The sequence below is a fragment of the Pectobacterium hainanensis genome (genome assembly GCF_046237015.1).
Classification (GTDB): Bacteria; Pseudomonadota; Gammaproteobacteria; order Enterobacterales; family Enterobacteriaceae; genus JBJYIN01.
The window spans coordinates 59957-77312 of the sequence record NZ_JBJYIN010000015.1; the positions used below are offsets into that span (position 1 = coordinate 59957).

At 49.3% G+C, this 17356-nt stretch carries 16 protein-coding genes and 3 tRNA genes; 12 read left to right on the plus strand and 7 right to left on the minus strand.

The features are described from left to right. Positions 1–30: 30 nt before the first annotated feature. Complete coding sequence (locus tag ACKPVM_RS15215; RefSeq protein WP_409310292.1) at positions 31–1245, minus strand: PfkB family carbohydrate kinase; 1215 nt, start codon at positions 1243–1245, stop codon at positions 31–33. Positions 1246–1713: 468 nt separating this feature from the next. On the opposite strand from ACKPVM_RS15215, the gene ubiT reads away from it, so the two are divergent. Continuing rightward, positions 1714–2238: a ubiquinone anaerobic biosynthesis accessory factor UbiT gene (gene ubiT, locus ACKPVM_RS15220; protein ID WP_409310294.1), complete on the plus strand. Its 525-nt coding sequence runs from the start codon at positions 1714–1716 to the stop codon at positions 2236–2238. Beyond that, entirely contained in the window at positions 2232–2774 is a 543-nt protein-coding gene (locus ACKPVM_RS15225) for a GNAT family N-acetyltransferase (protein WP_409310296.1), read from the plus strand. The genes ubiT and ACKPVM_RS15225 overlap by 7 nt, the downstream gene beginning before the upstream one ends. 9 nt (positions 2775–2783) lie before the next feature. Here ACKPVM_RS15225 and ACKPVM_RS15230 read toward each other — a convergent pair whose 3' ends face one another. Continuing rightward, complete coding sequence (locus tag ACKPVM_RS15230; protein ID WP_409310298.1) at positions 2784–3095, minus strand: GIY-YIG nuclease family protein; 312 nt, start codon at positions 3093–3095, stop codon at positions 2784–2786. Positions 3096–3634: 539 nt separating this feature from the next. On the opposite strand from ACKPVM_RS15230, the gene deoC reads away from it, so the two are divergent. The 5 genes from deoC (at position 3635) to ACKPVM_RS15255 (ending at position 10475) form a co-directional block, all read left to right on the plus strand. Next, a complete protein-coding gene (gene deoC / locus ACKPVM_RS15235; protein ID WP_409310300.1) occupies positions 3635–4414 on the plus strand; it encodes a deoxyribose-phosphate aldolase in 780 nt (259 codons plus the stop codon). A 70-nt stretch (positions 4415–4484) separates the two neighbouring features. Continuing rightward, on the plus strand, positions 4485–5813 hold the full coding sequence (deoA, locus tag ACKPVM_RS15240; protein WP_409310302.1) for a thymidine phosphorylase: 1329 nt from the start codon (positions 4485–4487) through the stop codon (positions 5811–5813). A 38-nt stretch (positions 5814–5851) separates the two neighbouring features. Beyond that, positions 5852–7075: a phosphopentomutase gene (gene deoB / locus ACKPVM_RS15245; protein ID WP_409310303.1), complete on the plus strand. Its 1224-nt coding sequence runs from the start codon at positions 5852–5854 to the stop codon at positions 7073–7075. A gap of 54 nt (positions 7076–7129) precedes the next feature. Then, positions 7130–7849, plus strand: coding sequence for a purine-nucleoside phosphorylase (gene deoD, locus ACKPVM_RS15250; protein ID WP_409310305.1), 720 nt, complete (start codon positions 7130–7132; stop codon positions 7847–7849). Between the two features lie 358 nt (positions 7850–8207). Then, positions 8208–10475 (plus strand): TonB-dependent receptor, encoded by a 2268-nt coding sequence (locus ACKPVM_RS15255; RefSeq protein WP_409310307.1) that lies wholly within the window; start codon positions 8208–8210, stop codon positions 10473–10475. 53 nt (positions 10476–10528) lie between these two features. On the opposite strand, the gene rimI is transcribed toward ACKPVM_RS15255, so the two are convergent. Together rimI and ACKPVM_RS15265 are read right to left on the minus strand one after the other, a co-directional pair. Then, a complete protein-coding gene (gene rimI, locus ACKPVM_RS15260; RefSeq protein WP_409310309.1) occupies positions 10529–10972 on the minus strand; it encodes a ribosomal protein S18-alanine N-acetyltransferase in 444 nt (147 codons plus the stop codon). Then, positions 10917–11354, minus strand: coding sequence for a DNA polymerase III subunit psi (locus ACKPVM_RS15265; protein ID WP_409310311.1), 438 nt, complete (start codon positions 11352–11354; stop codon positions 10917–10919). Before ACKPVM_RS15265 ends, rimI begins: the two co-directional genes overlap by 56 nt. Positions 11355–11527: 173 nt before the next feature. Between ACKPVM_RS15265 and rsmC the strand changes: the two genes are divergently transcribed. Beyond that, complete coding sequence (rsmC, locus tag ACKPVM_RS15270) at positions 11528–12574, plus strand: 16S rRNA (guanine(1207)-N(2))-methyltransferase RsmC (protein ID WP_409310313.1); 1047 nt, start codon at positions 11528–11530, stop codon at positions 12572–12574. Positions 12575–12607: 33 nt separating this feature from the next. Here the strand turns inward: rsmC and ACKPVM_RS15275 are convergent, their stop codons facing one another. Next, positions 12608–13600, minus strand: a complete 993-nt coding sequence (locus tag ACKPVM_RS15275) for an aldo/keto reductase (RefSeq protein WP_409310314.1) — start codon at positions 13598–13600, stop codon at positions 12608–12610. 121 nt (positions 13601–13721) lie between these two features. On the opposite strand from ACKPVM_RS15275, the gene ACKPVM_RS15280 reads away from it, so the two are divergent. The 4 genes from ACKPVM_RS15280 to ACKPVM_RS15295 all read left to right on the plus strand — a co-directional run bounded on the left by ACKPVM_RS15280 (position 13722) and on the right by ACKPVM_RS15295 (position 15129). Further along, positions 13722–14627, plus strand: coding sequence for a LysR family transcriptional regulator (locus ACKPVM_RS15280; RefSeq protein WP_409310316.1), 906 nt, complete (start codon positions 13722–13724; stop codon positions 14625–14627). A gap of 112 nt (positions 14628–14739) precedes the next feature. Beyond that, a tRNA-Leu gene (locus ACKPVM_RS15285) sits at positions 14740–14826 on the plus strand. A 70-nt stretch (positions 14827–14896) separates the two neighbouring features. Continuing rightward, positions 14897–14983, plus strand: a tRNA-Leu gene (locus tag ACKPVM_RS15290). Positions 14984–15042: 59 nt separating this feature from the next. Then, positions 15043–15129 (plus strand) — tRNA-Leu (locus ACKPVM_RS15295). Between the two features lie 134 nt (positions 15130–15263). On the opposite strand, the gene ACKPVM_RS15300 is transcribed toward ACKPVM_RS15295, so the two are convergent. Together ACKPVM_RS15300 and fucO are read right to left on the minus strand one after the other, a co-directional pair. Further along, on the minus strand, positions 15264–15554 hold the full coding sequence (locus ACKPVM_RS15300; protein ID WP_409310318.1) for a DUF1435 domain-containing protein: 291 nt from the start codon (positions 15552–15554) through the stop codon (positions 15264–15266). Positions 15555–15727: 173 nt separating this feature from the next. After that, positions 15728–16879, minus strand: a complete 1152-nt coding sequence (fucO, locus tag ACKPVM_RS15305) for a lactaldehyde reductase (protein WP_409310320.1) — start codon at positions 16877–16879, stop codon at positions 15728–15730. Positions 16880–17356 lie beyond the last annotated feature (477 nt).

A 17356-nucleotide genomic window follows, 5' to 3' on the forward strand; every position in this document is an offset into this window, starting at 1 on the left:
ATTCCTATTGTCAGATAGCTAAAGTTGAAATTACATTTCGCCCATGCGATATAACGCGGCTTCTTGGGTTGGCATATTGGCTGCGCCTTCACGTTCAACGGCCAGAGAAGCGAAAGCGGCCGCATATTTAACGGCATTGAGTACGTCTTTGCCGTTTGCCAGCGCTGCGGCGACGGCGCCATTAAAGGCATCGCCAGCACCGGTGGTATCCGTGACCACTGCCGGGTACGCAGGGATATGTGTGAAGGTATTATTTTGAAGTAATAAAACACCTTCGCTTCCCATGGTGATAATCACAATATCGATACCCCATGATGAAATAATGGAGGCTGCCTGTTTGGCGCTTGGAAGATCGTTGACGTCGATGCCGGACAGTTGTGTTGCTTCTGTTCTATTTGGCGTAATAATGTCGACCATTGCCAGGAATGGTTTTATTTCTTTGGTATAAGGCGCGGGATTAAGGATTATTTTGCACCCTTTTTCCTTTGCTAAGGTCATCATTTGAGCGATAGCTTCAATGTTATTTTCTAACTGTAGTAATAATACGTTGGAGTCTTCTAATTCCGACGCCGCATCATTTATTTCATTTTCAGTTAAGGTTTTATTTGCCCCGGGCGATATTGCAATAACGTTTTCACCATCCTCTTCGGAGACAAATATGACAGCACTTCCGGTTCCATGTTCTTCTGTTTTATATAATGTATAAGATGTCAACCCTGATGAAATAAAATGATCGGAGGCATATTGGCTGAAATGGTCTGTGCCGACTTTTGCGACAAAATGTACGTGGGCATCGGAGCAGTGTACGGCCAATGCCTGATTGCAACCTTTCCCTCCTGGTCCCAGCGTATTTTCAATGGCCACGATGGTTTCACCTTTTTCAGGGAAACGTTTAACTCGTGCGACAATATCAATATTAAATGAACCCAAAACACAAACTTTGCCGGTAGGGACCCCTTTATGCTGTTTATCCATCGTGACCTCATTGCCTGATGTTAAATTGCGAATCAACTGTGTAATGTTTTGTTGTTTACTACTGGTCATTTCTTCCTTCATTAGCACGGGGTTTATTATTGCCCCGCCATGAAAGCGAGTAATAAACCCTTGGGCTTCCAGAAAACGGAGGTCAGAACGAATGGTTGCTGTAGTAACATTAAAATCAGAGGCGATTTTTTCGACTCTCATTTTTCCATTACTCCTGATTTTCATCAGTATTTGTTCTCTGCGACAACCTTGATTCAACATAGATATCCCCTTTTTCCTTTGACAGTATCTCGTTATTAAGAGGCGATAAACGTGATTAGCGACTCTCTATATTCATCAAATCGAAAATTCGAAAATGAGAGTGAAAAATAAACGAAGAACAATATTAATAAAGGAATAATTCGTTAATATTTTTAACCAATAACACCATGATTTTGATTCACCATAGGAAGTAAAACAGTGTGATGAGCTTCTCGTGCAACGTGAATGCTGCCAGGGAGCTGAAAAAATGTGCTGATGTATTGAGTGGTATATGCGCTGTGTTCGCATCCTGCGGGGCCTACGGTGGATCACGTTTCCGCAGATTGAGATCTTTGGTAATAGAAGCAGAACAGGATACATTATTGATATAGACCTCTGTCGCTTTTACATGATGTGGCACAATGCGTGTAGATGGGCTGAGCTTGTAGATTGTCTAAAGAATCAGTTTGCTTTAAGAGGAGTACGCCAGTGTTGGAAAAACTACGGGCGCAGATCGTGCGCCAAGGGCCAGGTTTGTTGGGGAAGCCTTTAAAGTTCACTCCTTTTGCGTTGCAGCGCCAGGTTCTGGAGCAGATGTTGCACTGGCAGTTCCGCCAGGCGTTGGACGATGGCGATTTGGCCTTTCTGGAAGGTCGCTGGTTAAAAATTGAAGTCCGTGATGTTGGCTTGCAGTGGTTTATGACGTTACGTGATAACCGCTTGATCGTAAGCCAACAGGAAACCCCGGATGTCAGTTTTAGCGCAGATGCTAACGATCTCATCCTGATCGCTGCACGTAAGGAGGATCCTGATACGTTGTTCTTTCAGCGTCGTCTCCGTATTGAGGGGGACACGGAACTAGGGTTATACGTGAAGAACTTGATGGATGCGATCGAGCTGGAGACGATGCCGCCAGCGTTGCGTATCGGTTTGGTTCAACTGGCGAATTTTGTTGAAGCTGGCTTGCAGGAGGGCGTGGGGCAAACGGCTGACCACGCACCTGTCTCATGCTAGTCCGTGTTGAAATACCCGTTGATGCAGCAGGAATTGATAGCCTGTTGCGACGTACTTTCCCGACGGGGGCCGAGGCTGACCTGGTGCATCAACTGCGCGAAGATGGACAATTGACGCTGGGTGTTGTGGCGACGGACGATGAAGGTGGCGTGGTGGGGTATGCGGCATTCAGCCCTGTGCTTATTGAGGGTGAAGATCGGCAATGGGTCGCGCTCGCACCCTTAGCGGTCGACGAAAGCCTGCGGCGTCAAGGGCTGGGTGAAAAACTGGTTTACGAAGGGTTGGATACGCTGAACGAATTTAGCTATACCGCTGTTGTCGTGCTGGGTGATCCGACTTACTACTCTCGTTTTGGTTTCACGCTTGCTGCGGAGCAGAACTTGCACTGTCGTTGGCCGGATAGCGAATCGGCCTTTCAGGTTTATCCGCTGTCGGATAATTATGTTGCCGATGACGATTGTGCTGAAGGTGAACAAGGGTTCGACGGTGCGAGTGGATTGGTGGAATATGCCGAGCCGTTTACCCGCTTTTTCTAACGCGATGTGTTAGCAGAGTGTGCCAGCAGATAGCGTATCAATACTGAGTGTCTCAGGCTGGTTCTGCACCAGCCTTTCTTTTTGGCTTTTGTTCAACTGCTTGATGCGATATTCCAGTTTAAGCGCATTTGAGCGATCGCCTACCGGGCACTGAAAGACCAGCGTCAACTCCCCCTTTCCTCGCAGAGATTTTGCCCCTTTTCCCGTTTGATGTTGATTCAGACGGCGACTGACATCCGTCGTGATGCCGGTATAAAGCGAGCCTGATGGAGTACGCAAGAGGTAAACATACCAACAAGGATTTTTTGAATCTTCAGCCATAGGTGAATCGCAGTTTCGGAAACAATACGGTTAATGAGGCGCTTACTGTAATTAGCTTTCACATACAGTAAAAGAATAATGGCGAAAAATAGGGCTTTTTCCCCTTTATTTCCCTCGTGTGACCAATCAGTTCTCCGCAGGTCAATAATTATCCTACTCTGCATACGGTTTCTCTTTGAATCAGGGAGAAACCGCTATGCTTAACTCATCGACAGGGATATTCATAGAATTACATGTGACAAAAATCACATATAATTGTTTTCTATTGCATTCGATTTACATTAAATGTGAAGAAAAACACAAAATAGCCGGGAGCGGCGTGTTCAACTTGTTGAATCATTTCTTTCGGCGCTGAAGTGATCGCGGAAGAAATCGCAGAGGAAGATTGATTGCGGTGAGAGGGATTTCGGTGGCCTCGACAGGTACTTTTCTCAGAGCGCTATCTTCAGGGAACCAAGTCCGCTCGCCAAACGTACTGGTATTCAACGATATCAGGTGATGTTTTTTGCCGTAAACCGGCTGACGAGTTGGAGTGTTGTATGACGACATTAACTGCCGCAGCGCAGCGTGCGCTGGGGTTGATGGATTTAACCACCCTTAACGACGATGATACGGATGACAAGATTATCGCGTTATGTCATCAGGCTAAAAGCCCGGCGGGGAAAACGGCGGCGATTTGCCTCTATCCACGTTTCATTCCACTGGCGCGCAAAATTCTGCGTGAGCAGGGAACGCCCGATATCCGCATTGCCACAGTAACCAATTTTCCCCACGGCAATGATGATATTGATATTGCGGTAGCGGAAACCAAAGCGGCGATAGCCTACGGTGCGGACGAAGTGGATGTCGTATTTCCTTATCGTTCGTTAATGATGGGTGATTCGCAGCCTGGTTTTGCATTGGTCAAAGCCTGCAAAGCAGTATGTCAGGCAGCCAACGTTCTGCTGAAGGTGATTATTGAAACCGGTGAATTGAAACAGGCATCGCTGATCCGTCAGGCTAGCGAGATCGCGATTGATGCGGGGGCTGATTTTATTAAAACCTCGACTGGTAAAGTGTCAGTGAATGCCACGCCGCAAAGTGCGGCGATCATGTTGCAGGTGATTCGTGATAAAGGCGTGGGCGAGCGTGTTGGGTTCAAGGCCGCTGGTGGCGTAAGGAATGTTGAAGACGCTGCCATTTATCTGCAATTGGCTGATGACATCATGGGGCCTGGCTGGGTTAATTCGCGTCATTTCCGCTTTGGGGCATCCAGCTTGTTAGCCAACCTGCTGACGGTGTTAGGCCAGCAGACAGCGGGGCAGCAGAGCAGCTATTAATACATCGTGATGGAAACGCTAGTGCGTCATGGTTTATCCATCATTTTGTTTGCTAAACGGGAGAGGCAGCTTGTTTCTGATCCAGGAAATTATTCGTAAAAAGCGGGATGGTAACGTACTGAGTGCCGAAGAAATCCGTTTTTTCATCAATGGGATCCGCGATAACACGGTGTCTGAAGGGCAAATTGCTGCATTAGCAATGACGATTTACTTTCATGATATGTCTATGGAAGAACGTGTGGCCCTCACGCTGGCAATGCGTGATTCTGGCACAGTGCTTGATTGGAAAGGGTTGAATCTGAATGGTCCGCTGGTAGATAAACACTCAACCGGGGGCGTCGGCGATGTGACGTCATTGATGCTGGGGCCGATGGTTGCCGCCTGCGGCGGATATGTCCCGATGATTTCAGGGCGTGGGCTGGGCCATACTGGCGGTACGCTGGATAAACTGGAATCAATACCGGGGTTGGATATCTTCCCGAACGACAGCGAGTTTCGTCACATTATTCAGCAGGTCGGGGTGGCGATCATCGGGCAGACCAGTTCACTGGCGCCAGCGGATAAACGTTTTTATGCCACGCGAGATATTACGGCAACGGTGGATTCTATCCCGTTGATCACCGCTTCAATTCTGGCGAAAAAGTTGGCCGAGGGGCTCGATGCGTTGGTAATGGATGTCAAAGTGGGGTCTGGCGCGTTTATGCCAACCTATGAGCAATCTGAGCAGTTAGCACAAGCCATTGTCGGTGTGGCTAATAAAGCGGGTTGCCGCACTAGCGCGTTACTGACGGATATGAATCAGGTATTGGCCTCCAGTGCGGGCAACGCGTTAGAAGTTCGTGAGGCCGTTCGTTTTCTGACAGGAGAACATCGTAACCCGCGTTTGTATCACGTCACCATGGCGTTGTGCGAGGAAATGCTCCTGGCTGGAGGGTTAGCTGAGTCGTCCACTGATGCCCGTCACCGCCTACAGACGGTATTGGATAACGGCAAAGCGGCAGAGGTTTTTGGACGTATGATCGCGGCGCAGTGCGGCCCAACGGATTTTATTGAGCACTATACTCGCTATTTACCCGCGGCAACGCTGAGCAAACCTGTTTTTGCCGAGCACGACGGTATCGTTACGGCGATGGATGCTCGGGCATTGGGAATGGCGGTGGTGGCATTGGGCGGAGGGCGTCGTCAGGCAAACGATACTATCGATCACAGCGTGGGATTGGATGAGATAACGTGTCTGGGAAGCCGTGTTGATCAACAACAGCCGTTAGCGGTGATCCATGCGAATACGGAAGCGCAGTGGCAAGATGCGGCGGATGCGGTACGTGCCGCCGTTACGCTCGGTGAGGTTGAGCCTGAGTCCACGCCGATAGTTTATCGTCGAATTTGTGCTGAAGATTAAAATTGATTTGCAGCGTTTAACCGCGCGGGAGATAAACAATGAAACGTGCCTATATTATGGTGCTCGACTCATTTGGTATTGGTTACAGCGCCGATGCAGAACGTTTTGGCGACGCAGGCTCGGATACGCTGGGTCATATTGCGCAGGCTTGCGCGGCAGGAAAAGCCGATGTTGGTCGCAAAGGGCCATTACATTTGCCTAATTTGAGTCGGCTAGGGTTAGGGAAGGCGGCCCAAGCGTCTTCGGGAACCTTCCCGGCAGGTCTGGATGAATCGGTTGAGATTATCGGCGCTTATGCCTACGCCAGCGAAATTTCCTCGGGGAAAGATACGCCGTCGGGACATTGGGAAATTGCCGGAGTCCCCGTACTGTTTGACTGGGGATATTTTAAGGATGAGGAAAACAGTTTTCCTCAGGCATTGCTTGACCTGTTGGTCAAGCGCGCGAATTTACCGGGTTATCTGGGAAACTGCCACGCTTCGGGTACGGTTATTCTGGATCGCTTGGGCGAAGAACATATGAAAACGGGTAAACCGATTTTCTACACGTCTGCGGATTCTGTGTTTCAGATTGCCTGCCATGAAGCGACGTTTGGATTGGAAAAACTGTACGAACTGTGTGAAATCGCCAGAGAAGCCTTAACGGAAGGCGGGTATAACATCGGCCGTGTTATTGCACGTCCGTTTATTGGTGAACAATCCGGTCACTTCGAGCGTACTGGTAATCGACACGATCTGGCAGTTGAGCCGCCCGCACCGACCATGTTGAAAAAACTGGTAGAGGAGAAAGGTGGGGAAGTCGTGTCGGTGGGGAAAATAGCGGATATTTATGCACAGGTCGGCATTACTCAGAAGGTGAAAGCGACAGGGCTTGATGCCCTGTTTGATGCGACCATCAGGGAAATGGACAAGGCAGGGGATAACACCATTGTGTTTACCAACTTTGTGGATTTCGACTCCGCTTATGGGCATCGTCGTGATGTGGCGGGATATGCGGCCGCGCTCGAGTTGTTTGATCGTCGTTTACCGGAACTCTTATCCCGCGTGACGGGGGATGACATCTTGATCCTGACTGCCGACCACGGTTGCGATCCTACCTGGCATGGTACGGATCATACCCGTGAGCACGTGCCAGTGCTGATTTACGGGCCAAATGTCGCCCCCGGTTCCTATGGTCATCGTGAGACCTTTGCCGATATAGGCCAAACGGTGGCAACCTATTTCGGTCTGTCTCCAATGGACTATGGGAAATCGATACTGTGAGGCCAGCGATATCGGTCATGGATCTTTTTATGTTGATGAATAAGGAATAAACGTATGGCGACGCCACATATTAATGCTGAAAGGGGTGATTTTGCGGATGTCATATTGATGCCAGGCGATCCGCTGCGAGCTAAGTATATTGCGGAAACCTTTCTGGATGATGCCCGTGAGGTGAACAATGTGCGTGGCATGTTGGGTTTCACCGGCACTTATAAAGGCCGTCAAGTATCGGTGATGGGGCATGGTATGGGAATACCGTCTTGCTCAATCTATGCGAAAGAACTGATCACTGAATTTGGCGTCAAAAAAATTATTCGTGTGGGGTCCTGCGGTGCGGTGCGTTCGGATGTGAAACTGCGCGATGTGGTCATCGGTATGGGAGCTTGCACGGACTCCAAAGTAAATCGACTGCGTTTTAAAGATCACGATTACGCCGCGATTGCGGATTTCGACATGGTGCGCCATGCCGTTGATGCAGCGAAAGCCCATGGTGTCACTGTGCGCGTCGGTAACATTTTCTCTGCTGACCTGTTTTATACGCCGGATCCGCAGATGTTTGATGTAATGGAAAAATACGGCATTCTTGGTGTGGAAATGGAAGCAGCGGGGATTTATGGTGTCGCGGCTGAGTTTGGGGCGAAAGCGCTGGCTATTTGCACGGTGTCTGACCATATTCGTTCTGGCGAACAAACCTCGTCAGAAGAGCGCCAAAGCACGTTCAATGAAATGATCGAAATTGCGTTGGAATCCATATTGCTGGGTGACCACGACTAAATAATCCTGCCTGGGTCGAATGATCCAGGCAATATTCTCCAAAAATACACAACATCACACGACACGCAGAGCGCGTTTTTCCTCCGAGTTTTTCTTCCTTGCATACCTGATTTCTTTTTTGAGCGAATGTGATTCCCAAAATAATTCGAGTTGCGTGACAAAACGTTATCGTTTGAACAACGCATAAACAGCTTGAGGTATGACGGGGATACAGGCGCGTATGACCCCTTTAACCTGATGTTATCTAGGGATATAAACGTTTCCCTAACTGCGTTGTGTTACTTGCAAAATATCGAGATCATTGCATAATTGCGAAGCAAAATAATAATTATTTTTATTTAATCATTGGGAAAATGACATGACAGCTTCACAGACAACATCGCGTGCGGGTCTCCGTGCGCCAAATTTACTCGCATTATTAATTGGTTCCTTATGCGGCGGCATGGCCATGCCGTTGTGGGCGGAAGAACCGCCCACAACAAACCAGACTACTAAGACATCGGCTGCGTCAGACACGACGGCGAGTAATGACACGATTACCGTTGTTGCGAAACCGGGTAATACGTTCAGGGCTGGTGGTGATGATCTGGTGCCTGCCTATCTGGATGGACAAATTGCAAACGGTGGGCGTCTCGGTTTTCTCGGGCAACAGAATGCGCGAGATGTGCCGTTTAACGTTATCAGCTACACCGACAAGATGATGCTTTCTCAGCAGGCGGAAACGCTGGCTGACGTAGTGAAAAATGATGCCTCAATACAAACCCTGAAAGGTTTCGGTAATTTCATGGAGACGTACCGCATCCGTGGTTTTACGCTCGATGGCGATGATATTACCTTCGGTGGATTGTATGGCGTGATGCCACGCCAAATGGTTTCTACCAATATGGTTGAGCGCGTGGAGGTATTTAAAGGTGCCAGTGCGTTTGTTAACGGGGTATCTGGCAGCGGAATTGGCAGTGGCGTTGGCGGTTCGGTTAACGTTGAACCGAAACATGCGACGGACGATCCACTGACTCGCCTGACCGTTGATTATGAATCGAAGAACAAGATTGGCGGCGGGGTGGATGTCGGTCGCCGCTTTGGCGACAACAACGAGTTTGGCGTGCGTGTCAACGTGTTGCATCGTGAAGGGGAAAGCGCGATTCACGATCAAAAAGATCGCATGTCGATGGCCTCCATTGGTCTTGACTATCGAGGCGATCGCTTCCGCACGTCATTGGATGCAGGCTACCAGCACCAGACCATTCACGGTGGGCGAATTGGAGTTGGTATCGGTAAGGCCACAGAGATCCCTGATGTGCCAGATGCGACGCTAAATTATAATCCTAGCTGGGTTTCTTCTGATCTAAAAACCACTTTCGGCATGTTGCGTAGTGAATACGATATTGCCGATAACTGGACGCTGTATTCAGGGGTTGGCAGCAGTCGTGCCGATGAGTCAGGAAACTACGGGTCGCCAAGGCTTACCGATAATAACGGCAATGCCACAATATCGCGTATGGGTACACCGTTTGTTCGCGACACGTTTTCTGGATTGTTAGGCGTCCGTGGGCAGTTTGATACGGGATTTGTCACACATAAAGTTAATCTGGGGTATTCGGGCGTATATGCAAAAAGCCGTTCAGCCTGGGATAGTTCAGTAAGCAGCAATACCAATATTTATCACCCCGGCTATATAGATTATCCGGCAACGCGGCCTGGTGCTGGGGATATGAATGATCCGAAGGTTCGTAATCGAGTCAGAAGCAGTGGTTTCGCGATATCTGATACGTTGTCTGTACTTGATGACAAGGTCGCATTGACGCTAGGTCTTCGCCGTCAGGAAATTATGGTACGCAATTACAGCTATGAAGGGGTTGAAGAACGAGACAGCGCCTTTAATCGTACCAAAGTCACGCCAGCATACGGTTTGGTCGTAAAACCGTGGGATAATATTTCTCTGTATGCCAACCATGTAGAAGCACTTTCTCCTGGCAAGTCGGCACCGAATAACTTTGATGGCGCACCAGTGGTGAACGGGGGCAATGTCACTGGTATCTATGTCGCAAAACAAAACGAAGTCGGAGTGAAATTTGACTATGAACGCGTTGGCGGATCGTTAGCACTGTTTGAAATTAAGCGCCCCTACGAGATGGTAGATCGCTCGACGATGACTTATGGTCTTTACGGCGAACGTCGTCACCGTGGTATGGAACTGAATGTATTCGGTGAGCCTGTGTTTGGACTGCGACTGAATGGTAGCGCAACATGGATTGCCGCCCAGCAAACTAAAACGCAGGACGGTAAAAATGACGGCAAAGACGTTATCGGCGTGCCACGCTATCAACTGGTGCTGGGTACGGAATACGATATCAAGCAGGTAGAAGGCTTAACGCTGGCGGGTACGGTGATTCGCTCCGGTTCGCAATATGCTAATGCGAATAATACTCTGAAGCTGAAACCGTGGACGCGTTTGGATCTCGGGGTGCGCTATAGCATGCCGATGAACGATCAAACGCTGGTATGGCGCGCTAATGTAGAAAACGTCACCAATGAGAAATACTGGTCTTCAGTAAATGATTCGGGAGCTTACCTGTATCAGGGCGATCCGCGTTCTCTGAAGCTGTCGATGTCCATCGATTTCTAATGTCCCCGAACCCACCGCAAGGTGGGTTTTTTTATGGATGCCGCAGCAAGTGATTAACCGAGCGGTAGTGCCATAATGATCGCATCTTCCCGGCCTTGCACCGTGGGGTAATAGTCGCGGCGTATTGAGACTTCGTTAAATCCCAGACTCTCATAAAGTGCGATAGCGCGGGCGTTTGATGCACGCACCTCAAGCCAGAGCGTCAGAATGTCACGGCGCTCCATGTCTGCTATCAGATATTCCAACAGCTCACGGCCTAGCCCCTGACGTTGGTGGTCAGGGTGTACGGCGATATTAAAAAGGGTGGCTTCATCCAGCACGACCTGCGTAATCGCGTAAGCGGCAAACTGCCCGTGATGGCAGAGTTTCAGGTTGACGTAACGATCGCCCTGATTGCTGATAAAGGTCTTTTCCGTCCAGGGAAAGGCGTGACTGGCTTGCTCAATCTGAAAGGCTTGTGCCAGATCGGCTGGCGTCAGAGAAGATATCGTGTTCATGTTCACAGATTTGTTGCCACAGCGCCCGTTTGGCGTCGGCATTTTGATGAAGTTCGGAAAGCAAAGGGCTGGTCAGCCGAATGCCCTGTAACGTGATGGGTTCTGTCACGCCCAGTGTCCAGCAGTGGCAGCGCGCATTCTGGGGGAGCATCTCAACCTGTTGTGGCGTCAGCCGATAGATCTGCGTAGGCGTGAGCGCCAGACTGCGCAGTACATCGTCTAACAGCGGTTCGTTATCGGCAAGCGGCTCGGCGGACACAATCACCATACGTACCTCGGCAGGCAGCGTGACAGCAATTTCGCCCTGCAACACGGTAGGGCGACGCAGCGTCCACTGCGTGATGCCCAGTTGCTGTAGCAGCCTGTCACGTGTTGATTCCATACGTTATCCTGTCTGGCGTGGGGTAAAGTGATTCCCGCTATGCTAACAAACCCGGTTGGGCTGCGCCAACGTCATGCGGTAATTTCCCTTCTACTATGCTTTCACATCCACTCTGCAATTTCGGCGGTGAGCGTATATAATCCCCCATTCAATGATTAAGGAGCCACAGTCTGATGTCCGCATTAACCCCAGCCAGTGAAGTGATACTGCGCCATAGTGATGAGTTCGTTTCACGTCGGGTGCTGTTTGCCGGTGATTTACAAGACACCTTTCCGGCGCAATTTGAGGCGTCTGATGTGCGTGTCCACGCCACACAATTTCACCATTGGCAGCAGTTAAATCGTGCACAGGGCGATAAGGTTCAATATGGCTTATTGGCCGATGCTGCGCTGGTGGCTGATTGCGATACCTTGATCTATTACTGGCCCAAGAGTAAGCAGGAAGCAGAATTCCAGTTGTTTAATCTATTATCATTGTTGCCAGTTGGTGCCGAGATTTTTGTGGTGGGCGAAAATCGCAGCGGCGTTCGCAGCGCAGAAAACGTATTGAACGGTTTTGTTTCGCTGGTGAAGATCGATAGCGCCCGTCGCTGCGGGCTTTACCACGGCCGTATTGATAAACAGTCATCTTTCCATCTTGATGAATGGTGGGACGACTATGTTATTGACGGTGTGACGGTGAAAACACTGCCGGGCGTGTTTAGCCGAGATGGGCTGGATCCTGGAAGCCAATTACTCCTATCCACATTCGAACCGCATATGAAGGGGAAAGTGCTGGATATCGCCTGTGGTGCGGGTGTTTTAGCCGCTGCGCTGGCGAAGCAATCGCCAAAAATTCGCCTGACGTTGAGTGATGTCAGCGCTGGCGCGGTGGAATCCAGTAAGGCCACAATGATAGCCAATGGCCTGGACGGTGAGGTGATTGCCAGCAACGTGTATTCAGATATCACTGGCCGCTTCGATATGATCGTCTCTAACCCGCCGTTTCACGATGGTTTGCAAACCAGCCTTCAAGCTGCGGAGTTACTCATTCGTGGTGCGGTAGCGCATTTGCCCATCGGCGGGCAGTTGCGTATTGTTGCGAATGCTTTCTTGCCGTATCCCGCGCTGTTGGATTCGGCGTTTGGTAGCCACGAGGTGTTGGCACAAACCGGGCGTTTCAAAGTTTATCAGGCCACGGTGGGCCGTCCACCCCGTGCCGCGAGCAAAGGCCGCCGTTAAGGTTTAACGATTAAATGTTTAAAGATTAATTAGTTAAAGATTGATTGTCGCCATACCTTCTGTGCCGTAGCGTTCTCCTGCTGCGGCCCGAAAAGGAAAAATCGCCTCGATTGCGGTCAGTTCCTCCGTCGTGAGTGTGATATCCAGCGCAGCGATATTTTCCTCCAGATAGCGACGCCGCTTGGTTCCTGGAATCGGAACGATGTGTTCGTCTTGTGCCAGTACCCAGGCTAGTGCTAACTGTGATGGTGTGACGCCTTTTTCATTTGCCAACTGCTTGATTTTCTCTACCAACTGCAAGTTTTTTGCGAAATTTTCTTCACTAAAGCGCGGATTGCGATGACGGAAATCATTCTCGTCTAAATCGGCCAATGTACGAATAGCGCCAGTGAGAAAACCGCGCCCCAGCGGGCTATAGGGAACAAAACCAATCCCCAATCGGCGACAGGTCGGCAGAATGGTGTCTTCTACATCCCGCGTCCACAGGGAATATTCACTTTGTAACGCGGTGATAGGATGAACGCGATGGGCGCGTTCCAACGTTGTTGCCGACGCCTCGCTCAGACCGATGTAGCGGATTTTCCCGTCTTTGACTAAGTCAGCCAACGCGCCAACCGAATCTTCAATGGGTACATGGGGATCGATGCGATGCTGGTAGTAGAGATCGATGACCTCAACGTCGAGCCTTTTCAGACTGCCTTCGACAGAGGTGCGGATGTATTCGGGTTTACCACAAATTCCTCGTCGATCGGGGTACGCAGGATCGCGCAAAATGCCAAATTTGGTGGCGAGAAAAACATGCTGGCGTTTGCCTTTGATGGCTTTTCCAACCAGTTGTTCATTGGTGTGCGGCCCGTACATATCGGCGGTATCGAGTAATGTGACGCCTAATTCCAGCGCACGATGTAGTGTGGCAATGGACTCTTTTTCATCCTGTGCGGTGGAGTAAAAATCGCTCATTCCCATACAACCCAAGCCTAAAGCAGAAACCGATGGACCATTAAGACCTAATTGACGTTGTCGCATTGTGTTGTCCTTATGTAGAGCGTTGTCGATCATGAATATGAATTCTGGTTGTTTATAACAAGAAGATAAATAGTACATTTTGTGCAACACTGTTCAAAAATGCACAACAATGGTGGCGGTGATGGATCAGATTCAGGCGATGCGGATTTTTGTACGTATTGTTGAGTTAGGAAGCTTTAGTCGGGCAGCAGAAAAGCAGGGACTGCCGCGAGCCACCGTCAGCCATACGATCAAACAACTTGAAGCGCGGTTGGGTGTCCGATTGCTGCAAAGAACCACCCGGCAGGTGAATGTTACCGATGAAGGCCAGCTTTATTATCAGCGCTGTACCCACTTGTTGGCTGAAATTGAAGAAGCGGATACGCTTTTTACTCATCAAAAACAGCAACCCGTGGGGAAGGTACGGGTTGATATGCCGCATTCTCTGGCGCGCGAAGTGGTTATTCCGGCTTTGGGGGAGTTTTATCAGCGTTACCCCCAGATAACACTGATGCTAAGCGCCAATGATTCGGCAATTAACGTACTACGGGAAGGGGTCGACTGCGTGCTGCGAGCCTGGCAAGCAGAAGATGATTCATTGGCAACCCGGCATTTACCCTCTATGCCACAAATTACCTGTGCTTCCGCCGCTTATCTGGCGCAGTTTGGTACGCCTGTGTCATTGGATGATCTCTCGAAGCATCAGGCTGTCGGCTATTTTTCATTACGCACGGAGCACCTCTATCCGCTGGAGTTTATTCATCATGGTGAACGGATCACGCAGATGTTACCGGGGAAATTGCAGGTGAATGGTGCCGATGCCTATATCGCTGGTTGCCGTGCCGGATTAGGTCTGATTCAGGCTCCCCGTCGGGGGCTACAGTCTTTTTTGGATAGCGGCGAACTGGTCGAAATATTGAAAGATACTCCACCGCCAGATATGCCACTCTACGTGATGTATCCGCCCGGGCGCTTCCTTGCGCCACGAATTCGGGTGTTCATTGAATGGTTGAATGAACTCTTCTCTCGTCACGCGACGGGACGGTGATTGTTTTTACAGCAAACCTGGTATTTCGGCGGAAATAATCATTGACCTTAACGTTAAAACCTCTAGAATTCGGCCCCGTAGTGGCACGGCAGCTATGCTGTGCGACGGGGTTGCGAAGGTGGCGGAATTGGTAGACGCGCTAGCTTCAGGTGTTAGTGCCTTAACAGGCGTGAGGGTTCAAGTCCCTCTCTTCGCACCACATTCACTACAGATGTTTTGGCTATCAGCAGTGGCTTGATAGTTGTGTCGTTGTATCGCAGGGCATTCATGCGAAGGTGGCGGAATTGGTAGACGCGCTAGCTTCAGGTGTTAGTGTCTTAACGGACGTGAGGGTTCAAGTCCCTCTCTTCGCACCATGCGGTTACATTGTTGGCACAGAGATCATCAATACGGTGGTCATCATTGATATACCAGTGCGAAGGTGGCGGAATTGGTAGACGCGCTAGCTTCAGGTGTTAGTGCCTTAACGGGCGTGAGGGTTCAAGTCCCTCTCTTCGCACCAATATTTGTTTGACGTTATGTCTGTCTGAACCCTGTTTGAGTAACACGTCCAGCGTTACTTTTCTCTCTCTCTTCTTTTCCTTCCCTTCCCTTGATAAATTCAATCCGTTGATGGCCTTGTGGTTATCGAATGCTTTATCCCATCGTAAGATTAAATGTAATGGATAACGCAGCGAGTCCACCCGCGAGTGCTACACACGAAGGGAGGAGTAAGTAGTGCCGTAAACGCTGGTGAAATAGCATGAATATCGTTGCCAACAAAGCAATGGCAATGATCAGCTTGAGATGTGTCAGATTGAGGTCAAGCAGGGTCAGTAACGGCATTAACGCGCAAGGCAGAAGCACGCCCCAGGCGCTGGATAAGTGCTTGCCCAGACACCAACTCACTCCCCATAACCCGCATGCGGTGATCATCGCTGTTAGCATATTGCCGTCACTCAAATATGATAATGATAACCAATATCATATAAGAATTTATATCAATTACCAGTTTTTGTTAGGCGAGGCAGCGAGAAAATCGTACAGTCGCGTTGTGGTGAAAAGAGGGCATCGTCCCTGTCGGCGATGCCCATCAATAACCCTTCCGTTGGTAGCCGTTGTTAATAAATTGACTGATAAAGCGCTTTGATATCCTCTACCGTTGTTGTCCGGGGATTACCGCCGGTACAGACATCGTCAAACGCGGCCTGTGCCAGCGCGGGAATGTCCTCTTCTTTCATGCCGACATGGCGCAATTTTGGCGGGATATCCACATCATGGGATAATTGCTTCACCGCCTGTATCGCGGCTTCTCTGGCTTGAGCAATTGGCATATCAATAGCCTCTTTTACCCCCATGGCAATCGCGATAGCCCTGAATTTTTCCCCCGTATAATCAGCATTGTAGGCCATAATGTGTGGCAGAAGGATTGCGTTGGCGACACCGTGCGGCGTGTTATAGAAAGCACCCAAAGGGTGAGCCATACCATGTACTAAACCCAGACCGACGTTTGAGAACCCCATCCCTGCGATATATTGGCCCAGAGCCATATCCTCGACACCCTGAGCCTTGCCTGCAACGGAATCACGCAGTGAACGACTGATGATTTCAATCGCCTTTAGATGCAGCATATCCGTCAATTCCCAGGCACCTTGTGTGGTGAAGCCTTCAATGGCGTGGGTCAGCGCATCAATCCCGGTCGCGGCTTTCAACGATGCAGGCATACTGCTCATCATTTCGGGGTCAATGATGGCGACAATAGGGATATCGTGCGGGTCAACGCAGACAAACTTACGACGTTTTTCTTCGTCGGTAATAACGTAGTTGATGGTGACTTCGGCAGCCGTTCCGGACGTGGTAGGGATGGCAATAATGGGTACAGAAGGGCGTCGCGTTGCGGCAACGCCTTCGAGGCTACGAACATCGGCAAACTCTGGGTTATTGATAATAATACCGATAGCTTTACAGGTATCCTGCGGTGAACCGCCGCCGATAGCGATCAAGTAATCAGCCTGAGAGGATTTAAACCGTTGAACCCCTTTTTCCACAATGCCAATCGTCGGGTTAGGAATAACCTCATCGTAGATTTCATACGCCAGACCGGCGGCATCTAGCTTTGCAGTGACCTTGCCCGCCACGCCAAATTTGATCAAATCCTTGTCTGTCACCAGCAGCGCTTTTTTAAAGCCACGTCGAGTGACCTCGTCCGCGATATGTGAAATCGCGCCAGCGCCAAAATAGGATGTTTCATTGAGAATCATTCTGTGGGTCATGATAGTTATCTCCGTAATCAATTAATTTTAATGAATTTAAGAAAATTTATATCGGGATACGCTGTGCGGAGCAGGATAGTTATTTGCCTGAGTATGCTCAGATGTTATGCGTTTTTCTCTAACTGTAATCCCGCTGTCGGCCAGCCAGAACCAGAATGTTATGGCCGGTTGATAAATATCAAATTCCCAAATTGTTATCGCTACTAATTGTTATCACTACTATGAGAATAAATTCGTTACAGTGCCTTCAGCTCATTGCCATGTCGTCGGGTACATTGGCATTCACAGGAAGGCCATGGCATTTGATTGAAATAATCTAATTTTGATGAGGATTTATCATTACTTAATCTAATCTGAATGATTTTGTGGGGATGATGTGATTATCTGTTTAACTCTATTTAATCGTCATTAATGTGTGATTAATTCGTTATTTTTTATTTTATATGCTTATTATTTTTAATAAATCAGTATTTAAAT